This window comes from Achromobacter animicus, assembly GCF_040775605.1.
GTDB lineage: Bacteria > Pseudomonadota > Gammaproteobacteria > Burkholderiales > Burkholderiaceae_B > Achromobacter > Achromobacter animicus.
In genome coordinates, this window is record NZ_JAYGJK010000001.1 from 3,233,694 (window position 1) to 3,255,609 (window position 21,916).

The 21,916-nt window shown below is 66.1% G+C and carries 20 protein-coding genes; 11 read left to right on the forward strand and 9 right to left on the reverse strand.

What is annotated here, in order from left to right; all coding sequences use genetic code 11:
- The first annotated feature begins 31 nt into the window (after positions 1-31).
- Positions 32-940 carry a LysR family transcriptional regulator gene (locus AB3147_RS14635; protein ID WP_239213760.1) on the forward strand — a complete coding sequence of 303 codons (909 nt, stop codon included), beginning with the start codon at positions 32-34 and terminating at the stop codon, positions 938-940.
- Here AB3147_RS14635 and AB3147_RS14640 read toward each other — a convergent pair whose 3' ends face one another.
- The gene (locus AB3147_RS14640) at positions 941-2,725 is read right to left on the reverse strand and encodes a chloride channel protein (RefSeq protein WP_175136415.1); all 1,785 of its coding nucleotides are present in this window, start codon (positions 2,723-2,725) and stop codon (positions 941-943) included. It lies immediately after the preceding gene.
- A gap of 83 nt (positions 2,726-2,808) precedes the next feature.
- Between AB3147_RS14640 and AB3147_RS14645 the strand changes: the two genes are divergently transcribed.
- From AB3147_RS14645 to AB3147_RS14665, 5 genes are all read left to right on the forward strand, one after another.
- The gene (locus tag AB3147_RS14645; RefSeq protein ID WP_175136414.1) at positions 2,809-3,261 is read left to right on the forward strand and encodes a MarR family winged helix-turn-helix transcriptional regulator; all 453 of its coding nucleotides are present in this window, start codon (positions 2,809-2,811) and stop codon (positions 3,259-3,261) included.
- Between the two features lie 119 nt (positions 3,262-3,380).
- Positions 3,381-4,544 carry an HPP family protein gene (locus tag AB3147_RS14650; RefSeq protein WP_367352249.1) on the forward strand — a complete coding sequence of 388 codons (1,164 nt, stop codon included), beginning with the start codon at positions 3,381-3,383 and terminating at the stop codon, positions 4,542-4,544.
- Between the two features lie 56 nt (positions 4,545-4,600).
- On the forward strand, positions 4,601-6,040 hold the full coding sequence (locus AB3147_RS14655; RefSeq protein WP_367352250.1) for a sensor histidine kinase: 1,440 nt from the start codon (positions 4,601-4,603) through the stop codon (positions 6,038-6,040).
- Positions 6,037-6,651 (forward strand): response regulator transcription factor, encoded by a 615-nt coding sequence (locus tag AB3147_RS14660; protein WP_105239080.1) that lies wholly within the window; start codon positions 6,037-6,039, stop codon positions 6,649-6,651. The genes AB3147_RS14655 and AB3147_RS14660 overlap by 4 nt, the downstream gene beginning before the upstream one ends.
- A gap of 116 nt (positions 6,652-6,767) precedes the next feature.
- Entirely contained in the window at positions 6,768-7,256 is a 489-nt protein-coding gene (locus AB3147_RS14665) for a GlcG/HbpS family heme-binding protein (RefSeq protein ID WP_367352251.1), read from the forward strand.
- A 43-nt stretch (positions 7,257-7,299) separates the two neighbouring features.
- Here AB3147_RS14665 and AB3147_RS14670 read toward each other — a convergent pair whose 3' ends face one another.
- From AB3147_RS14670 to AB3147_RS14685, 4 genes are all read right to left on the reverse strand, one after another.
- A complete protein-coding gene (locus AB3147_RS14670; protein WP_367352252.1) occupies positions 7,300-8,865 on the reverse strand; it encodes a hypothetical protein in 1,566 nt (521 codons plus the stop codon).
- A gap of 136 nt (positions 8,866-9,001) precedes the next feature.
- Positions 9,002-9,541, reverse strand: a complete 540-nt coding sequence (locus AB3147_RS14675; protein WP_175136409.1) for a DsbA family protein — start codon at positions 9,539-9,541, stop codon at positions 9,002-9,004.
- Positions 9,538-10,041, reverse strand: a complete 504-nt coding sequence (locus AB3147_RS14680) for a redoxin domain-containing protein (protein WP_367352253.1) — start codon at positions 10,039-10,041, stop codon at positions 9,538-9,540. The genes AB3147_RS14675 and AB3147_RS14680 overlap by 4 nt, the downstream gene beginning before the upstream one ends.
- Positions 10,042-10,104: 63 nt before the next feature.
- Positions 10,105-10,623 carry a Dps family protein gene (locus AB3147_RS14685; RefSeq protein ID WP_175121407.1) on the reverse strand — a complete coding sequence of 173 codons (519 nt, stop codon included), beginning with the start codon at positions 10,621-10,623 and terminating at the stop codon, positions 10,105-10,107.
- Positions 10,624-10,949: 326 nt separating this feature from the next.
- Here AB3147_RS14685 and AB3147_RS14690 point away from each other — a divergent pair, with 326 nt between their 5' ends.
- The 4 genes from AB3147_RS14690 (at position 10,950) to AB3147_RS14705 (ending at position 14,954) form a co-directional block, all read left to right on the forward strand.
- Positions 10,950-12,827 carry a PAS domain-containing sensor histidine kinase gene (locus AB3147_RS14690; protein ID WP_175121406.1) on the forward strand — a complete coding sequence of 626 codons (1,878 nt, stop codon included), beginning with the start codon at positions 10,950-10,952 and terminating at the stop codon, positions 12,825-12,827.
- The gene (locus tag AB3147_RS14695; RefSeq protein WP_279971057.1) at positions 12,824-13,474 is read left to right on the forward strand and encodes a response regulator transcription factor; all 651 of its coding nucleotides are present in this window, start codon (positions 12,824-12,826) and stop codon (positions 13,472-13,474) included. Before AB3147_RS14690 ends, AB3147_RS14695 begins: the two co-directional genes overlap by 4 nt.
- Positions 13,475-13,590: 116 nt before the next feature.
- Positions 13,591-13,971 carry a response regulator transcription factor gene (locus tag AB3147_RS14700; protein WP_218344018.1) on the forward strand — a complete coding sequence of 127 codons (381 nt, stop codon included), beginning with the start codon at positions 13,591-13,593 and terminating at the stop codon, positions 13,969-13,971.
- 146 nt (positions 13,972-14,117) lie between these two features.
- Positions 14,118-14,954, forward strand: a complete 837-nt coding sequence (locus AB3147_RS14705) for an alpha/beta fold hydrolase (protein ID WP_175121403.1) — start codon at positions 14,118-14,120, stop codon at positions 14,952-14,954.
- 69 nt (positions 14,955-15,023) lie between these two features.
- On the opposite strand, the gene AB3147_RS14710 is transcribed toward AB3147_RS14705, so the two are convergent.
- The 3 genes from AB3147_RS14710 to AB3147_RS14720 form a co-directional block, all read right to left on the reverse strand.
- Entirely contained in the window at positions 15,024-15,953 is a 930-nt protein-coding gene (locus AB3147_RS14710; protein ID WP_367352254.1) for a CysB family HTH-type transcriptional regulator, read from the reverse strand.
- Between the two features lie 10 nt (positions 15,954-15,963).
- Positions 15,964-16,311 carry a VOC family protein gene (locus tag AB3147_RS14715; RefSeq protein WP_367352255.1) on the reverse strand — a complete coding sequence of 116 codons (348 nt, stop codon included), beginning with the start codon at positions 16,309-16,311 and terminating at the stop codon, positions 15,964-15,966.
- Positions 16,312-16,538: 227 nt separating this feature from the next.
- Complete coding sequence (locus tag AB3147_RS14720) at positions 16,539-17,372, reverse strand: DUF4189 domain-containing protein (RefSeq protein WP_367352256.1); 834 nt, start codon at positions 17,370-17,372, stop codon at positions 16,539-16,541.
- Between the two features lie 304 nt (positions 17,373-17,676).
- Between AB3147_RS14720 and AB3147_RS14725 the strand changes: the two genes are divergently transcribed.
- Positions 17,677-18,243: a hypothetical protein gene (locus AB3147_RS14725; RefSeq protein WP_367352257.1), complete on the forward strand. Its 567-nt coding sequence runs from the start codon at positions 17,677-17,679 to the stop codon at positions 18,241-18,243.
- A 26-nt stretch (positions 18,244-18,269) separates the two neighbouring features.
- Here AB3147_RS14725 and AB3147_RS14730 read toward each other — a convergent pair whose 3' ends face one another.
- On the reverse strand, positions 18,270-21,869 hold the full coding sequence (locus tag AB3147_RS14730) for an autotransporter outer membrane beta-barrel domain-containing protein (RefSeq protein WP_367352258.1): 3,600 nt from the start codon (positions 21,867-21,869) through the stop codon (positions 18,270-18,272).
- Between the last annotated feature and the right edge of the window lie 47 nt (positions 21,870-21,916).

The window sequence follows — 21,916 nt, forward strand, 5'->3', positions numbered from 1 at the left end:
CCGAAGCCGACACCCAGCCCCGGAAACTCTCATGCGCGAAATCAGCCTGGACCGTCTGCGCACCCTGGTCGCCATTGCCGACCTCGGCTCGTTCGCCGACGCCGCGCGCGCCCTGCATCTGGCGCCGCCCACGGTCAGCCTGCACGTATCGGACCTCGAATCCCGCGTCGGCGCCCCGCTCCTCACCCGGAAACGCGGCCAGGTCCGGCCGACGTCAATCGGAGAAACCTTGCTGGAACGTGCGCGCCGCTTGCTCGCGGAGGCAGACCAGGCGCTGGATGACGTGCAGCGGCAAGTGCAAGGGCTGGCGGGCCGCGTGCGGCTCGGGGCGTCAACCGGGGCCATCGCCCACCTGCTGCCGCAGGCGCTGGAAACATTGGGACGCGATCACCCCGGCATCGACGTGCAAGTCGCGGTGCTGACGTCGCAGGAAACCTTGTTGCGGTTGGCCGAAGGCACGCTGGATGTGGGACTGGTCGCGTTGCCCCAGCCGCCCATCGACGGTCTGGTGCTGCGTCCGTGGCGCCGCGACCCGGTGATGGCCTTTCTACCTGCGGCCTGGAAAGCGCCAGCGCGCCTCACGCCCGCGTGGCTGGCCGAACGGCCGCTGATTCTGAATGACGCCAGCACGCGGCTGTCGCGCCTGACCGGAGAATGGTTCGCGGCCGCTGGACTCAACCCTCGCGCGCGCATTCAGTTGAACTACAACGACGCCATCAAGAGTTTGGTGGCTGCAGGTTATGGCGCGACGCTACTGCCGCATGAGGCCACCGCGCCGCAACCCGATCCCCGCGTCATCATGCGGCCGGTGCGGCCCGCGTTGTGGCGTCCACTGGGCATCGCGCATCGTGCCGGGCAAGTGGAAGCCGCCACGCAGCACGTGCTGGACGTGCTGTGGGAACTGCGCGCGTCGGGCGGCAAAGTCGCTGCGGCGACTTAGTCAGACTGGCTTCTGTGCCCGGCGAAAGAACGCCGCCCGTTGGCTTTCCTCGCGCAACCGCCGCGCGCGGGACCGGAACAGATCCTTTCGTCCAACGATGCCCAGAAGGCGGCCGCTATCGCGATCAAGGATAGGCACGCGCCCCGCCCCGGACAACGCCATCCGGTCGGCGATCTGACTGGCCAGTTCATCAGCGTGCCCGTACACCAGCTCGCGCCCATCGAGCGCCTGCGCCAGCGTCCGTTCGTCCGGCGCACCTTGCAGCGCCCACGCCAGGGTGTCGGCACGCGTCACTTCGCCCACCACGACGCCCTGCCCGTCCAGCACCGGATAACTCGTATGCACCGGCTGCGCGGTCGTGAAATGCGCGACGGCCTGCGCCACCGTCATCGTGTCGGGCAACGTCTGCACCGGCGTGGTCATGACGTCGGCCACGCGCAGCAGATCGAACGGATCCACGCGGTATTCGCGGCTGATATGGTGGCCGCGACGCGCGATCTTCTCGGTCAGAATCGACCGCTTGAGCAGCAGCACCGTCACGCCATACGCAAACACGCAGGCTGCCAGCACCGGCAGCAGCGCGTGCATGTTGCCGGTCAATTCGACGGCAAACAGGGTGGCGGTCAGCGGCGCGCGCATCGTGCCGCCCATCATCGCCGCCATGCCCACCAGCGCCCAAAAGCCGGGATCTGCCTGCGGCAGCACGGGCGACGCCAGCGCACCGATCGCGCCGCCGAAGATCAGCAGCGGCGCCAGCACGCCGCCGGACGTGCCGGAGCCCAGCGCGATCGACCAGATGGCGACCTTGACCACCAGCAGCACCAGCACGGCCTGAAAAGCCAGATCGCCCGCGAGCATGTGCCGGATGTTGTCATAGCCCACACCAAGCGCGGCGGGCTCGATCAACCCGCCAATGCCGATCGCCAGCCCGCCGATGGCCGGCCACCACATCCAGTGGATCGGCAGCTTCTCGAACAGGTCTTCGGCTGCGTACACCAACGAGGTCAGCACACCTGACCCCAAGCCCGCCAGCACACCCACGGCGGCGCAGGCCACCAGGTGCCACGGCGTGAAGGCCAGCGCGCCGGCATACGAAAAGATCGGGCCGGGCTCCATGATGAAGGCGCGCGTTGCGGCCGCCACCAGCGCCGCCACGGCCACGGGCAGGAAGCTGCGGGGCTTCCATTCGAACAGCAGCAGCTCGACCGCCAGCAGCACGGCGGCGAGCGGCGTGCCGAAGATCGCGGTCATGCCGGCGGCCGCACCCGCAACAAGCAGCGTCTTGCGTTCGCCGTCGTCCAGGTGAATGGTCTGCGCGAGCAGTGAGCCGATCGCGCCGCCGGTCATGATGATCGGTCCTTCGGCGCCAAACGGGCCGCCGGTGCCGATGGACACCGCCGACGACACGGGTTTAAGGACCGCCACCTTCGGCTGGATGCGGCTCTTGCCGATCAGGATGGCTTCCATGGCTTCGGGGATTCCGTGACCACGGATCTTCTCGGAACCATAGCGCGCCATCAGGCCGATGATGAGGCAGCCGATGACCGGAATGAACACGGAACCGAGTCCGAGCCGCCCCGTCGTGATGGGCAGGTCGGCAAACGAAAACAGGCCGTGATAGGCCAGATTGGTGCACAGAGCGATGAGGCGAAGGAGAAGCCAGGCGGCGGCGACACTGGCCAGTCCGACCGGTATGGCAAGGCCCATCAAGAGGACGACGCGACGGTCGGTGGTGAAGTCGCCAAGCCGCAGTCCGGGCTTGGCGGAAGAGGAAATGGGGGGCATGGTCAAGGAAGCGTTGGAAGTATTCGCACGGAGTTTGCGAAAAGTCATATATATCGTACCACGACATATATTAGAATCGCCGGGTGAACGCCTCCCCGACACCCACTCGCTTGTCTCCCGCCGACTACGAACTGCTCGCGGATTTCCGCTATGCGCTGCGAAAATTCGCGGCGTTCAGCGAAAGCGCGGCCGCGGGCCTGGACCTGATGCCGCAGCAGCATCAGGCGCTTCTCGCCATCAAGGGCACGCGCAAGACCGCGCCCGGACGGCGCGGACTGTATGTCGGCGAAATCGCCGACCGTCTGCTGATACGACCGCACACCGCCGCCGAACTGGTAGGCCGTCTGGCGCGGCTGGATCTCGTCAGCCGCGAAGCCGACCCCGAAGACGGACGCCGCGTCGAGGTCGTGCTGACTGCCAAGGCCGAGCGCATGCTCGAAGATCTGTCCGCCTCTCACCTCGAAGAACTGCACGCCATGCGCCCGCTACTGACGCGGCTGCTGACACGCATGGGCGCCGAAACCGGCAAGGACTGATCCACCCGCTTTTCAGTCTCGACTACGCCTGCGCGGCATAAGCTCATGCCGCCAGGAAATAAGCGGCGTGATAAATTGTCGCCCCGCGACATATCAATGCGTCGCGAGGAGAGATTGTCTTGGGTGTTGCATTCAAGCGCTGGCTGGGGTCGTTCGCGCCAGCGCCCGTGGGCGTCAACGGACGCGAGAAACTTTACGGCGCGGTAGGCGCCCTGCTCGGCCTGTTCTGCACCGAGTGGGTGGGACGTCACGCGTTGGGCGCCGACAATCCATGGTTCATCGCCCCGATGGGCGCGTCGGCCGTGCTGCTGTTTGCAGCACCTGCCAGTCCGCTTGCCCAGCCCTGGTCGCTGATGGCCGGGAACCTGGTGTCTGCCCTGATTGGCGTCTTCTGCGCCCAATTCATTCCTGTCCCAGGTATCGCCGCGGCCGTGGCCGTGGCGCTTGCCATTGGCGCCATGTTTTCGCTGCGCTGCCTGCACCCGCCCAGCGGCGCCGTCGCGATGACCGCCGTGCTGGGGGGCCCCGCGGTCGCCAAGCTGGGCTACGCCTTCGCCCTGTGGCCCGTTGCGCTGAACTCCGTCATCCTGCTGTGCATCGCCGTGGTCTTTAACGGCGCGCTGAAACGCAACTATCCCCGCCGCCACGCGGAACCGGCTGCCGGCCACAACACGCGCGATCCGATTCCCAGCGCACGATTGGGCTTTTCGCGAACCGACCTGGACGAAGCGCTGAGCCAGCGCGGCGAGCTGCTGGACATCAGCAAGGAAGACCTGGAAGAGATCGTGCTGGCTGCGGAGTTGCGCGCCAGCATCCGCCGTTTTGGCGACGTGCGTTGCGCCGACATCATGTCGCGCGATGTGGTGACCGTGATGGAAAAGGATCCGCTGGACTACGCGGTCCGCCTCTTCGACAAGCACCGCGTGCAGGCCCTGCCCGTGCTGGATTCGGCGGGCCGTTACGCCGGCATGATCGCTCAGGACGATGTGCTGGCGAGAAAGAGCCGTCTGACCCCGGTCCCCTCGGATACCGAATCCGCGCCCGACCTGCTGGTGGCCGACTGCATGCGCAGCGAAGTGCCATTCGCCACACCCGGCTTGCCCGTGATCGAGCTGGCCCGTCCGATGTCGGACAGCCTGCATTGCGTGCCGGTGCTGGACGAATCGCGCCATCTGCAGGGCCTGGTGACGCAATCGGACCTGGTGGCCGCGTTGTATCAGATGGCAGTGTCCGCGAACTCGCAGCCCGCGGGCGGCGCCGGCCCGCACAAGCTGGCCGCCTGACCCTCCGTAGCCCTACGGATTCCGGTGCGCATTTGCCGCAAGGCATAATTGCCGGCGTGAATCCCCTCTCGCGCACGCGCGCTTTCATCTGCTGGCTGGTCCTGTTCTTTCTGGGCGCAATCTGGATCGCGCGGCAGGAGTACGTGGACCAGTACGAGCGCTTCTTCCAGAGCACCAGCATCGCCCAGCGCATGCTGAGCCAGAAGACAGTGCAGCATGAAGCCGTCCTGGCCACGCTTGCCGCGTTGTCGCATCCACCCGCTCCCGAACGTCTCTTCCCCAGCCTGCAGCCCGCCATGCCGCAGTTGCTGGGGCTTGGCCATCTGCCGGGCGGCGTCTGGGCGGGCAGCCTGCCCGCGCCGGCTGGCCTGCAACAAGCAGTGGAGCGCGCGCGGCAACTGGGTCGCCCCGTGACGATTGCCGTCGACGACGCGCGCTATTGGCTGGTATCGCCTTCCGGGTGGAGCCTGCTGATCGACGCGCGGCAGCTCGTGCCGGCCGCCGACTTTCCGCCGGGCCTGGGCAACCTGACCCTGACGGTGGATCGCACCCCGCTACCGCTGCTGGACAAGCAACCCATCGATGCGCTGCCCGGCTGGACGCTGGCGCTGCAAAAGCCGCTGGGCGCGGCCAGCCAGCCGTTTCAGATGCGCAGCACCCGCACGTTGACGCCCGGATTCTGGCCGTGGACCGCGTGGCTGGCCTGGGCCGTGGCCAGCGGCTTGCTGGTGGCCGGCGCCGCCGCCTGGCATCGCTCGCGCGCAGAAGCGCGCCGGCAGCAGGAACAGGTGCGTCTGGCGGCCATGGCGCGCCTGAGCACGCTGGGCGAAATGGCCGCCGGCATCGCGCACGAGCTCAACCAGCCGCTGACCGCCATCCTGGCGCAAACCCGCGCCGCCGCACGCCTGCTGGATGACGAGGACGAGCGCCCGGTCGTGCGCCACGCGCTGCTTGCCAGCGCCGAACAAGCCAAGCGCGCCGCCGACATCATCAGCCGCATGCGCGCGCTGGTGCAGCCCAGTTCGCCCGCGCGGCGCGAAGCCATCGACCCCGACGCGCTGGTGGCCTCGCTGCGCTTTCTGCGCGAGCCGGAGCTTGCAAGACAAGGCATCCGCCTGACCTGGACCAACGCCAGTCCCGGCGCGCGGCCGCTGGGCGATCGCGTAGCCCTCGAACAGATCCTGCACAACCTCGTGCAGAACGCGGCGGATGCGCTGGACGGCGCCTCGGGCACGCGCCAGATCGCATTGGAAGGCCGCGCAGCCGACGGCAGCTACCAGTTCAGCGTCAGCGATACCGGCCCGGGCATTGCCGCGGACGCCATGCCGCGCCTTTTCGCACCGTTCTTCACCACCCGCGAACAGGGCATGGGTCTGGGCTTGGCGCTGTGCGATACGCTGGCCGGTTCCATGGACGGCCGCATAGCCGCGCGCAATCTCAGCCCCGCTGGCGCCTGTTTTACCGTCAGCCTGCCGCAGGCCGGAGCCGCCGAATGAATCCCAACGATCATTCCCCGCTGGTCTATCTGGTGGATGACGACGACGCGGTCCGCGACGGTCTTGGGCTGCTGCTGCGCAGCGTTGGCCTGCGTAGCGCGGGCTTTGCGGACCCGATGGCGTTTCTTGCCGCGCTGGCGCAGCCGGTGATCGGCTGCGTGGTGCTGGACATCCGCATGCCCGGCATCAGCGGACTGGACGTGCTGGCGCAGTTGGCCGAACGGTCAGACCTGCCCGTGGTCATGCTGACCGGCCATGCCAACGTAGACTTGTGCCGCCGCGCGTTCAAGGGCGGCGCCATGGAGTTCCTGCAAAAGCCGGTCGACGACGACGTCTTCCTCGATGCGGTCCAGGCGGCCGTGCGCACGCACATCGCCAGCCGAGAACGCCTCGCCGTCACGCAGGCGGCGGCGGACCGCCTGGCACGGCTGTCGGGACGCGAGCACGAGGTGCTGGAACGCATCGTGCGTGGCATGAGCAACAAGGAGATTGCGCGCGAATTCGATCTGTCGCCGCGCACGGTCGAGACCTATCGCGCCAACGTCTTTGCCAAGCTGGAAGCCGAGTCGCTGGCTCAGCTGATCCGCCAGTACGCGACGCTGCTCGATTGAGGCGCCGCCTCCGTAACGCTACGGAGGCGCGCGCGTAGTCGGGCGTATACCGCGCCCGCGGCCTTTTGGCCACACTGTCTGCTCCTACCGCAACACCCCCGAAAAGGATGCAGACCATGAAGAAACTGACGCTCGCCGCCCTGCTCTCCACGCTGGCTTTCGCCGGCGCCGCCAACGCTGCCGTGCTGAGCGAAAACAACCTGTCGATGGCCGACGCGCAGAAGCTCGCGACCGCCACTGTCGCCGCCTGCCAGGCCAAGGGTTACAACGTCAGCGCCTCGGTGGTGGACCGCGCCGGCCTGCTCAAGGCCTTTGCGCGCGCCGACAACGCCGGCCCGCACACCATCGAAGCCAGCCGTGCCAAGGCGTTTACCGCGGTGTCTGCCAAGACCCCCACCCTGACCATGATGGAAAACGCGCAAAAGAACCCCGGCGCGGCCAACCTGACCGACATTCCGGGCTTTCTGCTGCTGGGCGGCGGCGTGCCGGTCAAGGCCGGCAACAGCGTGATCGGCGGCATCGGCGTGGCCGGCGCACCGGGCGGCAACCTGGACGCGCAATGCGCCGATGCGGTGCTGGAAGAGAACGCCGCGCTGTTCAAGTAAAAAGCGGCTCGGCTGCGGGCGATCTTCCGACCCCGCAGCCCGTTCAGTCCTGCCGTTCCCGCGCCACTGCGCGCGACAGCGCCAGATGCTTGTTCAGCAGCATCGCATCCGCTGCCGCCGGGTCCCGGCGCTGCAGGCGCTCGCTCTCCGAAGGCTCCAGCTCCGCGGCACGCACCAGCGACAGCAGGTCGCGCGTGCGGGTTTCAATCACGGGGGTCAAGGTGTCTTCGATCAGCTCGCCCTTCACGTACGACTGCACCCGCGTCGACAGATTGCGGGTATGCGTGAAAGTGGCTTCGGCCAGCGCGCCCAGCTCGTACTGGATGCCGGTCTGGCTGGTGACCTCGTCCTTGATCTGGATGAACTTGTAGTTCTGCGAGTCCTTGTCTTTGGACAAGTCAAGCGTCTGCTGCGGCGTCAGTGCCAAATGGTAGCTAGCGGTCAGATTGGCACGCTGCTCCTGCTTGACACCCAAATCGAACAAGGGCCGGCCGCTCGTGCTGCTGTTCTGCGAGACCTGATAGGTGAACTGATCGACTTCGCTGGTCCTGTACGGATTGCTCGCGTCCATGGTCTGCGAGATCGAGGCCGAGAAGTCCGCCACGCCCGACAGCAGGCTTCGGTACGTGTAGCCGGCCGCCACGATGCGCGGCGACTGGCTGGACGGGGCGGCGCCGGCCTCGTAGCTCTGGTGCAGTTCGGCGAATGCGTCCTTGAACACCGCCATCATGGCCTCGTTGCCCTTGCCGCGGCTGCGGGCCGCGTCGAACTGCTGCAGATAATCGCTGACGGCCGCAGCGCGCTGCTGCGCATTGCCAAAGAGCGCGGCCTTGCTTACGTCGACGTCGACCTTCACCACGCCGTCGGCGTTCTTGATGGTCAGCGACCGCTGCTTGCTGTCCGCGGAAAAATCGATGGATTGCGAAACGACACCATCCGTCGTGGTCGTGGCCTGCAGCGATACCGACGACAGCACTGCGGAATCAAACTTGGCCAGGCTGGACCACGCCATGCGCGGCGGCACCGACGCCAGGCCGTCCACCGCGTCCTGGAACGCCTCGGATAGACCGGCGATGGCCTTGCGCTCGGTGTCGGACAGCTCGCCCTCGGCCACGTCGATCTGCACCCCAATGCCATCTGCGGTGTTGGTCAGGCTGACCTGGACTTTCACGCCGCTGGCCGTGGTGATGCGCAGCGTGTAGGCATCCTCGGCCTGCGTGGCCGTACCTGCCTGCACGTTGCCCAGGGCGTCGATCTGGCCGGCGCCCGGCGACAACCTGGCAGACTGCGAATAATTGGTGCCGTCGGTCTGGAACCGGTCCAGCAGCGCAGAAGCCACGCCTTCCAGACGCCCGGCTAGTGTGCGCGCGGAAATCGTGTCGGCGATGACGGAGGACACCTTGTCCGCCGCGTCGCGCTCCCAGACCACGCCCGCGGCCGCCGGCTGCGAGGTGTAGGTCAGCGCGGGGGACGTGCCTTGGCCAAGCGTGACCGTCGTCGATGCAGGCACGGCCGCGATATCGGCCTTGTCGCCCGCACGGGTCACGCCGGTGGCTGGCGGCGCCAGACCGATCGTGGTCACGGGGCCGATGGAGGCAACGGATGTCATGGCGTCTCTTCCTCTGGAAAGCCGGAGGCAAGCCTGCCACCCGGCCGGGGTTCCTTTGAGAAATGTAACGGCAGCAAAACGCCAGACTTAAGTCCCAGGGCAACGCGGCGACCGGGCGATGCCGGTCCCTACCCCTTCACGCATGGACCGGCGCGGTACGCGCCGCCTGGTTCAGCGCGTCAATCAGGCTGTCCGCATCGCGCGGGCCGTCGTACCGCACGCCATTGATGAAAAGCGTGGGCGTACCGTTCACGCCGCTGCGCACGCCACCGCTAAAGTCCACTTCGATCTTGGAGTCGAACGCCCCGCCAAAAGCGCGGTGCAGCACCTGCGGCGACAAGCCGATCTCCTCGCCGTAGGCGAACAGATCGCTCTCCTTCAACGCGTTCTGGCGCTCGTAAAGCATGTCGTGCGCCTGCCAGAACTTGCCCGCCTGCGCGGCGGCCTCGGCAAATTCCGCCGCCGCCACCGCGTCCGGGTGCAGTTCCGAAATGGGAAAGTTGCGAAAGACGAAGCGCAGCCGGTCGCCCAGCGCACGCTGCACCGCCTTCAGCACGGGATAGGCCTCGCCGCAATACGGACATTCGTAATCGCCATACTCAACCAGCGTCACGGGCGCGGTGTCCGGCCCTTCGGCGTGATCTTGGGCATTCACGGGGATGAAAAGGCGGCTCATGATTGAACTCCTTGCAAAGCGGGGGCAAGCTTGTCCAGCGCGTCCAGGACGCCGTCAGCGCCCGGGTTGATGCCCAGCGGCGACACATAGCTCCACCGGATGACGCCCTCGGCGTCAATGACGAACAGCGCACGATCAGCGATGCCCTCCTGTTCGCGATAGACGCCGTAGCGCCGGGCGACCTCGCCCTTGGGCTCGAAATCCGCCAGCAGCGGGAAATGCAGCTTGCGGTCCGCGGCGAACGCGGCGTGGCACCAGACCCCGTCCACCGAAATGCCGACCAGCTGCGCGCCGGCCTTGTGGAATTCAGGAAGGATCTGGTTGTACAGCGCCATCTGGTCGCCACAGACGGGGCTCCAATCCGCGGGATAGAACGCCAGGATCAGCGGCCGGCCGCGCAATTCTTCCAGCGCAACCGTCTGGTCCGGCGTGGCCGGCAAGGCGAAGGACGGAGCGGTCGTGCCGGCAGGCAGGACGGCCGCGGGATAGTCGTATGACATGAAACGTCTCCTGGACGCGCCGCACGCGGCGCGAAGGTCAGGACTGCATGTGGCCGGGTCGGATCAGCGTGCGGCGCGGGTCGATTCGTAGAGGAACCAGGTGCGGCGCTCGGCCTCATCGATCCAGTTTTCGATCAGGCTGGTCGAGGCGACGTCGTTGTGTTCCTCGCACACGGCGTGCGTGGCGCGCAGGAAGCCCGTCAGACGGCGGTTGTCGTCGGCCAGCTCGGCCAGCATGTCTTCGGGCGTCACGTAGTCGGCGTCGTTGTCGGCCAGGCGCTGAAGGCGCTGGATGTGGCCGATCGAACGCAGCGTCGTGCCGCCTACCTTACGGGCGCGTTCCGCAATGACATCCGTCGTGGCGTAGATCTCGTCGCCCTGCTCATCCAGCATCAGGTGATAGTCGCGAAAGTGCGGACCCGACATATGCCAGTGAAAGTTCTTGGTCTTCAGATACAGCGCGAACATGTCGGCCAGCAGGCCCGTGAGGGCGGCGGCGATGTCGACCCTGGCCTCGGCGCCCAGGTCGGTGGGGGTGCGCAGGGGAGCGGTGATGCGGCTTTGAAGCGAAAGATCGTTCATGGAATTTCTCCGGGTTGGCTTCAGGGGTTGGCTTCACGATTCGGGCTTCGATTCCCGATGGAAACCAGAATAGCCACGGCGCCCCGCCAGCAAAATCGGCTCATCGTTTTCTCGGGTCATACCAAGGTTTACCCAGGAAATACGCGTGTCTTCTTCCAAAGATGGCTGATAATGTGCGGGTCTCATTGCGTGCCCCCGGTTTCCTGCCCGACGCGCGCGCCCTTACCCAGAGGTGGATCTTGCTCACGTCGACACTCGGCCGCGCACCTGGCCAGCCGCCGCAGCAGTCGCGTCCCGGCGCCCCGGAGACCGCGGGCCCGCATCGCATGCAATTTCTGTTTCGCGCGGCCGCCCTGCTGCTGGCGCTGGTCATTGCCGTGGTGGACACGTTCACCGACTTCGACGGCGCCGTGGCCGTGCTCTATGTCGTGGTGGTGCTGCTTGCGGCGCGCACATTCCGGCGCCTGGACATCATCGTAGCGGGCACCGGCGGCATCGTGCTCACCATCGCGGCCTATCTGAATTCCCACGGTCTGAATCATGTGGGTTCGCCCACGGCCCGGGCGCTGGTCAGCCTGGCCGCCATCGGCATTGCGGCGCTGCTGGCGCTTCAAAACCAGAGCGCCACCCGCAGGCTCGCCGCGCAGGCGCGCCTGCTCAATCTGTCGCACGACATGATCTTCGTGCGCGACCACCAAGGCGTGATCAACTTCTGGAACCGCACCGCCGAAGACGCCTATGGCTGGCCCGCCAGCATGGCGCTGGGCCGCGTTGCCGATGACCTGCTGCATACCCGCTACCCCGACCGCCGCGAGGCCATCGAGGCCGAACTTCTGTCTACCGGCAGCTGGGACGGTACGTTGGAACAGAAGACCCAGGCCGGCGCCACGCTGGTGCTGGAAAGCCGCTGGGTGCTTCAACGGGATCATCAGGGCCGGGTCACCGGCGTCATGGAAACGCATCGCGACGTCACCGACCGCAAGGCCGCCTACACCGCGCTGGTCAGCAGCGAAAGACGCTACCGCCGCATGTTCGACGCCAGCCGCATCGGTGTCATCCAGGAAGACTGGCGCGCCGTGCGCACCGAGCTGACCGCCCTGGGTCTGATGGATGGCCCCGCCCTCACCGCCCACCTCGCCCAGCATCCCGAATTCATCGGCCAGATGCGCAAGCTGACCGACGTGGATGACATGAATCCCGCGTTCCTGGCCATGGTGGGCCGGCCGGCCGCCCCAAGCGCGCCCTACTCCGTGGACGACATCCTGTGCGAAGACGACCGCATGTTTGCGCGGTCCCTGACGGCGTTTGCCCAGGGCGACGCCTTCCACGAAGGCGAGACCGAGGTCGTGCACGCGGACGGCTCGCGGGTGCCGGTGCTGTTCACCATCACCTTCCCGCCGGCCGACGACGTGGACGGTTCCGTGCTGGTCTTCGTGGTGGACATCACCGAGCGCAGGCAGGCGCAGGACGCGCTGCTGCTGGCGCAGACCGAACTCGCGCACGCGGCGCGTGTCGCCACGCTGGGCGAACTGACGGCGTCGATCGCGCACGAAGTCAACCAGCCCTTGATGGCGGTCGTCACCAGCGGCGACGCGGGCATGCGCTGGCTGCGCCGTCCCCAGCCCGATCTGCATGAGGTCGAGCTGGCCATGGAACGCATCATTTCCGAAGGCCGGCGCGCCAGCGAGATCGTCAAACGCATTCGCGCGTTCCTCAGCAAGGCGCCGGTGCAGCAGGCCCCGCTGGATATCGGCGCCGTCATCGACGAAGCCACCCGTCTGGTCGCGCACGAACTCACGCGCGAGCGCGTGGCGTTGCAGGTGGACATCGAGCCGGGCCTGCCGCTCATCATGGGCGACCGGATCCAGCTTCAGCAGGTGCTGGTCAACCTGATGGTCAACGCCAGCCAGGCCATGTCCGGCCAGACGCAGGCCCGCCAGTTGTCCGTCAGCGCCCGGCGCCACGACGACGGTCTGGTCGCCGTTTCCGTGGGCGATACCGGTCCGGGCATCGCGCCGGACGACCTGGAACGCCTGTTCGATCCCTTCTTCACCACCAAACCGCAAGGCATGGGCATGGGCCTGCCGATCTGCCGCACCACGGCGCAGGCCCATGGCGGCAGCCTTACCGTCGAAAACAAGCCTGGCGCGGGTGCGGCCTTCACGCTGACGCTCGCCACCACGCAGGGGAACCCTTCCACATGAACCACCTCTCCGCCACCGGGGCCGCGCCCGCCGCTCCGCAATCCCAGGTGATCGTCGTCGACGACGAGGCCAGCGTGCGCGCCTCGCTGGACAGCCTGTTCCGCTCGATCGGCCTGCGCACCACCCTGTGCGCGTCGCCCGCCGAACTGCTGCAGACCCAGATTCCCGACGCGCCCGGCTGTATCGTGCTGGACGTGCGGCTGCCGGGCATCAGCGGCCTGGACTTCCAGGACCAGCTCATCCGCCAAGGCATCGACCTGCCGATCGTGTTCATCACCGGCCACGGCGACATTCCCATGACCGTGCGCGCCATGAAGGCCGGCGCGGTCGACTTCCTGTCCAAGCCATTCCGCGAACAGGACATGCTGGATGCGGTTTCGGCCGCCATCGAGCGTGACACCCAGCGCCGCTCCCGCGATGCAGCCATGGACGGCCTGCGCGCCCGCTACGAGACCCTGACCCCGCGCGAGCGGGAGGTCATGGCGCACGTGGTGTCAGGCTTGATGAACAAGCAGGTGGCGGGCCTGATCGGCCTGAGCGAGATCACCGTCAAGATCCACCGCGGCCACGTCATGCGCAAGATGGGGGTCCGATCGCTCGCCGATCTGGTCCGCCATGCCGAGGCGCTGGGCGTTTCCGCGTCCTGACCCGGGGATGGGACAAACCTCTGTATGATTTTCGCGGCAGGCGCAAAGGTTCATAACGGAACATGCCGGGCATCGGATGCGCATCGTGATCCGACCGGCCCGAAGGATTTTCTTACATGAACCACACTCCCACTATCGCGGTTGTCGACGACGACGATGGGGTCAGGATCGCGCTGTGCAGCCTGCTTCGCTCGCTTGGTTACGAGGTGCGCGCCTATGGCTCGGGCCCCGAGTTCCTGAACGACCCGCGAGGCAGCGACCCGGACTGCATGATCACCGATGTCCAGATGTCGCCCATGACGGGCGATCAGCTGCAGGCCGAGCTCATCGCGTCAGGGCGCCGCTTTCCCCTGATCTTCATGACGGCCTTCCCCACCGAGGCGGCGCGGCAGCGGCTGCTGGCGCTGGGCGCCTGTGCGTACCTGGACAAGCCGGTGGACGGTGAAGCCATGGCGCGATGCGTGGCCGACGCGCTGCAAGGCGCGCAGACCGCGTAAAGACGGGTGGTGGCGGATTGGACACATCCGCCGCGAAATCCCGCTTATACCTTTGTATGACGCGCCAAGCCCAGCGTAGGATTTCCCGGTGACGCATAAGGCCCTAGTCTATCCCTGCGGTCCAACTAACCCCCGGAGAACCCGACATGAGCACGATCACCACCCCCGACGGCGTTGAAATCTTCTACAAGGACTGGGGCCCCAAGACGGCCCAACCCATCATGTTCCACCACGGCTGGCCGCTGTCCAGCGATGACTGGGACGCCCAGATGCTGTTCTTCCTCGCCCAGGGCTATCGCGTCATTGCGCACGACCGCCGTGGCCACGGACGCTCGACCCAGGTCAGCGACGGCCACGACATGGACCACTACGCCGCGGATGCCGCCGCCGTGGTTCAACATCTGGACCTGCGCAACGCCGTGCACATCGGCCACTCGACGGGCGGCGGCGAAGTCGCCCGCTACGTCGCCCGCCATGGCGAGCCGCAGGGCCGCGTCGCCAAGGCCGTGCTGGTCAGCGCCGTCCCGCCGCTGATGGTCAAGACTGAATCGAACCCGGGCGGCACGCCCATCGAAGTCTTCGACGGCTTCCGCAAGGCGCTGGCCGACAACCGCGCGCAGTTCTTCCTGGACGTGGCCGCGGGCCCGTTCTACGGCTTCAACCGCGACGGCGCCAAGGTCTCGCAGGGCGTGATCAACAACTGGTGGCGCCAGGGCATGATCGGCGGCGCCAAGGCGCACTACGAAGGCATCAAGGCTTTCTCCGAGACCGACCAGACCGAAGACCTGAAGGCCATCAGCGTGCCGACGCTGGTGATGCATGGCGACGATGACCAGATCGTGCCGATCGACGACGCCTCGCGCCTGTCGGTCAAGCTGCTCAAGAACGGCACGCTGAAGGTTTATCCGGGCTTCCCGCACGGCATGCTGACGACCCACGCGGACGTGATCAACGCCGACCTGCTGGCATTCATCAAGAGCTGATCCGGTCGTTGCGAAATGAAAAAGGAAGGCACCGCGCCTTCCTTTTTTTTCGCCCCGATGGCGGCGGCGTCAGCCGTCGCCCTTCAACTCTCGCTCCACCACTTCCCGTGTCAGCGTGGGCACGAACATCTCCACGAAGTGGAAGGCGTAGCCGCGCAGCCATGCGCCGCGCCGGATCGCCAGCCGCGTCAGGTTGATCTCGAACAGATGCCGCGCATCGATGGCGCACAGCCGGCTGTCGCGCTCGGCGTCCCAGGCCACTGCGGCCACGATGCCGACGCCCAATTCCAGTTCCACGTACGTCTTGATCACATCCGCATCCATCGCGGTCATGACGATGTCGGGCGTGATGCCTGCGCGTGCAAAGGCTTCGTCGATATGCGCGCGGCCCGTGTAGCCGCGTCCATACGTGATGATGGGATAGCGCGATAGCTGCGACAGCGTGACGCCGTCGTGCTGGCGCGCCAGCGGATGGCCTCGCGGCACGATGACGCTGTGACTCCACCGGTAGCACGGCAGGTTCACCAGGCCTGGGTAGTCCGCCACGGCTTCGGTCGCCACGCCGATGTCGGCCTCGCCTTCTAGCAGCATGTCCGAGACCTGTCTGGGCGACCCCTGGTGCAGATGCAGCACGACCTCGGGGTAGCGCTGGCGAAATTCCTTGATGACCGGCGGCAAGGCATAGCGCGCCTGCGAGTGCGTGGCCGCGATCGAGAGCACGCCTGTCCGGCTGTCCGCATACTCCGCGCCCGCATGGCGGATGTTGTCGGCCGCCTGCAGGATCTGCTCCACCAGCGGCAGGATCAATTCGCCGGGCGGCGTAAGACCGATCAAACGTTTGCCCGAACGCACGAAGATGTCGACGCCCACCTCTTCTTCCAGTTCACGGATCTGCCGGCTGACGCCAGGCTGGGAGGTGTGCAGGCTTTCTGAAACGTCGGTCAGGTTGAAGTCGCGGCGCACCGCTTCGCGCACGGATCGCAATTGCTGAAAGTTCATCGTGCGCGCCTCAGTCCAGGATGGCCAGCTGATTGCCGGAAGGATCCTTCACGTACATGACACGCGGCAGCGCATCCGGCAGCGAGCACACGGGATGATGGCCCGCCTGGCGCAGGCGCGACAGGATGTCGTCGTAGGCGCTGGCCTTGATGCCCAGGTAGTCGGGTTTGACCGCGCGGCTCACTTTGTCCACCGGCGACAGCGACAACGTGGCGTCGCCCAAGGCGAATCGCAGGCGGTCGCCGTCGCCCGGCATCTCTTCCAAACCGATGATCCGATGGTAGAAATCGCGGACGGCCTGATGCCGTTGCGACAGGAATGGAAGCTGTACCGATTCGATCGAAAGTCGCGATGACATGCCCTGCCGCCTGCTATGGAACAAGGCTGATTCTAGGCCGCGCAAGTACAACCAGACAAAGAGGTTGTAATTGCTTGGACATTGCCAGAAGCCTTAAAGACGCGGGCTTATTTGCATATGTTCGACGATCGTTTGCTCGCGTTGGCACAACGCGCCACGCGGCGGCTTCAACAACAAAAACGGGCCCTCAGGCCCGTTTGTATTGCAAGCGGCATCGTGCGCCGCCGTCAGTTCGGTTTTTGGTCCTCGCCCGCATAGCCGTCGATATACGAACGGCCCGAGCAACGCACCATCGCCACGCAGGCCGGGCTGCCGGTCTTGGCGGTGCACGCGGCGCGCGACTCATCGCGGGCCGTCTTCGGATCGGGATTGAGAACAGTGAAGTTGGTGCCACGCCCTTTGGCGCCCTTAGGCCATGCCATGCCCACGCAGCTATCGGTGTAGGTCAACACCTTGCGGCATCCCTTGCAGTCTTCCCAATCCAGCAGCTTGGACAGCGCATCGTTCTCGTTGGGATAGCCGTCGGCATAGAGAAGGCCGCCTTCTTCGTTTTCGGCGATGGCGCCCCAGTATTCGCGCTGGTTCAGCTTGGCCGACAGCCGCTCCAGATCGGCGGCCGTGGCCTTCACGGGCGCCTGCATGTCGGCGGCGCTGTAGCCAGGGCCCACGCACAGCGGCATGGTGGTCAGGCGGCATTTGCCGTCGGGACTGCCGGCGGTGCAACGCCGGATCGCCTTCTTGGCGGCCATCTCGGGCGACACGCTGTTGCCCGGGAACAGATCCTGAACGGAGTTGCGCGCATACACCATGCAGCTGTCGGAGAACCAGCTCAAGACCTTGCATTCCTTGCCGCCGGCCTTGCGGCATTCAGCCAGCGCGGCGGCTTCAGCCGCTTTGCCGTCGGTTTCGGGCAGCACCCAGAAAATCCGGGAATGCTTGCCGTCCGTGGCGATGCCGCCGTAGAGCTTTTCGGCGGCGTGCGCCGTGGGCGATGCCAGCCCCGCCACCAGGGCCAGGGCCGCAAACGCGGCGCGGATCAGGAATTGAAAGCGAGCGGGCATGATCGTCGTGAAATCCAGTGGATTGGGCGGGGACGATCTTAGCGCAGCGTCCCCGGGGTCCGTCCCTCTATGGCGTTGCGCAACCGGCATATTAGGTAACAAATTTCACACTTCGGATTGCGAACTCCGGCCCCTTTTTTCGGTAAAAATGTCGCACTTTCCAGCGCGGGCCATCCTTGTCTCGGCCGCGCGAATTGCCGTCGAGGGCGCCAGCGATCAATGGCCCCGTCACGAACAGAAACAATCGGCGCCGTGTCCTCGCCTACCGAGGGACCTGCCACCCCGCAAGCCTGGACCACACACCATGAAGCCGACACCGCATTCCAACCGACACCGCAGTTCCTTCCTTCTGTTGACCGGCCTGCTCCTCACGCTGGGTCTGGCCGGCTGCGCGCCGATGCCCACCGGCGGCAGCTCCACGATGCCGTCGCTGAGCCAGGTCTTCAAGTCGGGTCTGTCGTTTTCGCCCAGCGTGAACGTCGCCATGAACATGGAAGGCCGCTCCATCGACGACGCCATTGCGGCGCTGGGCGAGCCGTCCAAAATCCGGCCGGTGGGCAACACGATGGAGCTGGAATGGTCGGACTACCAGTCCGCCCCCTACACCGAATGGGTGGTGGACAGCACCAGCCAGCAAGTCGTAGGCATGATCCCCGCCACCAACACCACGGCGGCCACGCCGGTGTTCCAGAACAGCAGCACCGGCCACTACGCCAACCGCACGCGCGTGTATGAGTGCAAGGTGCTGATGCGCATGCAGGACAGCGTCATCACCGACACCAGCGTCGATGGCAATGTGTGCCCGGAGTTCATCAGCGCGCTGCGCAAGTGGGCGGGCGAGGCCGAGGCGAAGAATTACGTCGTCAAGTAAGTAGCGCGCGCGATGCTGCGCCATCGTTAGAAGATGATTTTGATCCCGGCGTTGAGGTTGTAGTTGCTGGACTTGCGGCTACCGATGCCTTGTTCGGTGCCGGCTTGAACATTCAGGAAAGTATTTCCGCCCAGCAGGCTGTCGTATCCCAGCGTCAAACCCGCTCGCGGACCCGCAAGTTTGTTCTTGAAGGTGATGTCGCCCTGCGTGGCCGTCGCATAGCGGCTTGACGAGTGGCCTGCGGTGGTTAGAAGGTTGACCGTCGCCCAAGCCGTACTGGCCTTGGCGGAATCGGCATCCCATGTCTTGGACAGGCGCAGGCCCAGTCGGCCCGTCAGGCTGTTCACGCCGGGAAACTCCACCGCGCTTGCGTCGTCCTGACCGCCCGAGAACTTGATCCGCTGATAGATCACCTGCGCCTGGGGCTCAAGCCGGAGGTTGCTGGCGTCGTCGCCGACGGCGAATGATTTCCCGGCCTCCGCGGAAATCAAGCCGCCCCACCCCGTGGTGGTCAACTGACCTGCGCCCGCAGCCGAATTGGCCTTGACGTCGTAGCGGCTGACCTGCGTGACCAGATCCAGATAGCTGCCCTTTCCATCCAGCAGCGTGTAGTAGCCGCCCAAGCTATACGCCGTCTGCTCGCTGCGCCCCGCGTCGACGGTTTCTTTGCTGACGTCCAGATAATGGTCCACGTCGGTCTTCATGGTGCTGGCTGACGCAAAGACCCCCGCACTGCGCCGCGACAAGCCTTGAAAGTTTACATAGACGTCGGTTCCAAGCTGGACGCCCGCCAGCCTGGAGCGCGTCGCGACGTCTTGCGCGGCCAGTCCGGCGCTGCTGCCGTGATTACGCCCCAAGTCCGCCAGGCTGCGTGCCCACACGATGGGGTAAACCTTGCGGGCCAGGCTTTCGGTGGCCCCCATCCGGTCATTCAGCGTGCCGACGGTCAGTTCTCCGTGGCGCGCGGCCTGATTGCCCAGTTGGGAATACAGGGAAACCTCGGGCCGCGCTTCGCTGCGCACATACCAATTATGCGGAGCAACCTGTACGCCATTGACAACATTTGATCCGTGTTGCAACCGGTAGAGAAAAGCCCCTCTGCGGTTTGCCCCTGGCGTTTCCTCCCGTTGCACGAACGCGTTGTCGGTCGGGCCATTTGCCTGGACAACCATCACGCCGTCGCCGGTAAGCGCGTCCCCAACGGAGGATTCATCCATTTGCAGAACCAGATGAGTCGTTCCGACGGCGCCGCCGTTGAGCCGAATGAGATCGGTGAATCCGGTTTCCGTCGACTGCACATGCAGTTGGACGATACCGTCCTGGCCGTTCAGGTTGTCGGCGACCAGCACGCTGCCGCCGGATAGGCCATTGGCCGTGCCGGGCGGCATGAAGTTGATGCGGCCGGCAAGGTTGATCTCGCCAGCGAAGCTAATTATGGTCCCGTGACTGGTGGTCGCGTATACGGGGTTGTATGTGGGATTGTCCGGCCCGGTGAACATGTTCCAGCGGCTGGAGGCATCCACGTTCAATGTGTCCGGCACATGCATCCAGCCGTTCAACTCTGCATTGCGCAAGGTCAGCGTGTGTTGCGGCGGGAGCTTTGCCATGACGCCCGCCGCGCTTGACATCGAGCCCAGCGTCGTACCGTCAATGGCCAGTTCTCCCTGGTTCAGCAGTGTCAAGCCGGTGTAAGTCAGCGGCCCCGTCAGCGTCGTCAGGCCCGGGCCCGCTTTCACCACATTCCCTGTGCCGGCGATCGCATTGCCGAACACAAAGTCATCCGCGCGGTTGAACGCCAGCGTGCCGTGGTTGATGAAAGCGCCGCTGCCGATGGCGCCGCTTGTGCCGCCCGCGCCGAGTAGCAGCGTGCCGTCGTCAATATGCGTGACGCCGTGGAAGTTGCCGTCGGCTGCGATGGCCAGGGCGCCCCCGCCCGTCTTGGCAAAGTCGCTGCCGTTTCCGGTCAGCACGCCGTGCAGCACTGACTGCTGTCCGTCGTCGACGCTGATCGCGCCCGTGCTGTCAACGACCACATCATGGTGGAGGGCCGCGTTGTCCTGGAGCTGCAGCGTTCCGCCGTCCAGCGTCACGGCATCGAGCGTGCTGCCAAGACTGTCGCCGCTGGTAATGGCCAATGTGCCGCCCGTGATGCGCCACGCGGTGCGTGCCTGCGTGGGCGCATGGACCAATTGCCAGGCGCCTTCGGAGGCTTTCTCGAAAGCGGAGAAGCCCTGGTACACGTCCTTGTTGGCGCCAACGCCCCCCGCAGCGCCCAACTTCGAAACGTCGAAAGCCATTGAAGCGCCGGTCGTCGGGTCGACGCCTGCCGCGCCGTCAAGCACCAGCTTGTTGTTGGTGGATCGGGTGGCATCTACGGTGCCCTGGATATCGCTGCCGGCCTGCAACCTCAGCACTGAATTGTGGGCCGTATCGGCGTACAGGATCGCCACCGATTGCTCCGACCCCGTGCCCGGGACAATGCGGCCGGCGTTCGTGATCACAGTGTTGGCGCCCACGACGTGTATGCCATAGCCGCCCAACGACGTGCCGCCAGCGCTTGACCCCGTAGGCCCGCCTTCGGCGCCGCCGCCTCTGCCCCCCAGGCCACCGGGCGCGCCGCCACCCCCGCCTCCGGCGCCCGTCCGGGAAGAAACGATGTTCGCGCCGTTCGTGCCATTCAGGTTGTTGGAGGCGCCAGGCTGCCCGCCACCCGCGCCGTAGGCCAACCCGCCGCCGGCCCCGGCCGCTCCACCGCAACCACTATCGGCGCCATTGGCGCTTTCGCAGCCAAACGGATTAAGGCTGCCGCCCGCACCGCCGCCGCCGGCGCCAAAAAAAGCGGAGCCCACGGTGCCATCCAGCCCTGGCTGACCGCCGTTGCCGCCGTCGCCTGGCAGCATAGGCACTCCATTCAAGGGAATATCGCCGCCACCGCCGCCGCCGCCGCCCGCGCCGCCCACGCCATCGCCGCCTCTCCCGCCGGCGGCCGACCCCATGTTGAACGCGCTGCCGCCGCCGCCCCCGCCGCCACCACCGGCGCCCCCTTGCATCAGATCCCGGTTGGTCAACACCGCGCCGTCCGCGGACAGCTCGACACCGTGTCCGCCCTGGCCGCCATTGCCGCCGGCTCCGCCGCTGCCGCTTACCTGGCCCCCGCCCCCGCCGCCACCGCCGCCACCGCCACCCGCGCCGCCGATCAGACGTTCCGCGTTCTCGAACGGCGTGGTGTCCGTGATAACGACAGCGGTGTGCCCGGCGCCGCCATCGCCGCCGCGCATGCCGGATGTGCCACCTACGCCGGCGACACCGCTTTCACCGATAATGTCCGCCAGCGCCGAAACCGGCGCCAGCAACGCCACGCTCGCGATGAAACACGTTGCACGGCGGTGTCTGAAAGCACCTGGGCCGGCTTTCCCGCGATCAACGAATATAGATTTTTTTATTTTGGCGTGACCGGTTGCCTTTGAAACCGCATGCACGCCGCTTTCCACAGAATCGCACCCGCAACGCATGTTCCCCCCTGCTTGGATTGGCTGATAAATCCGCGTCGTCGTCACGCCCAGCGAGTGGACCGGGAGCGGCGCAGCCAATTTCAATTGGTCGCGCTCGACGCAGGACGTTTGCATTAGGGGTCAATGCTAGAAAACCCTTCCGAATAAACATTGAGCACAAA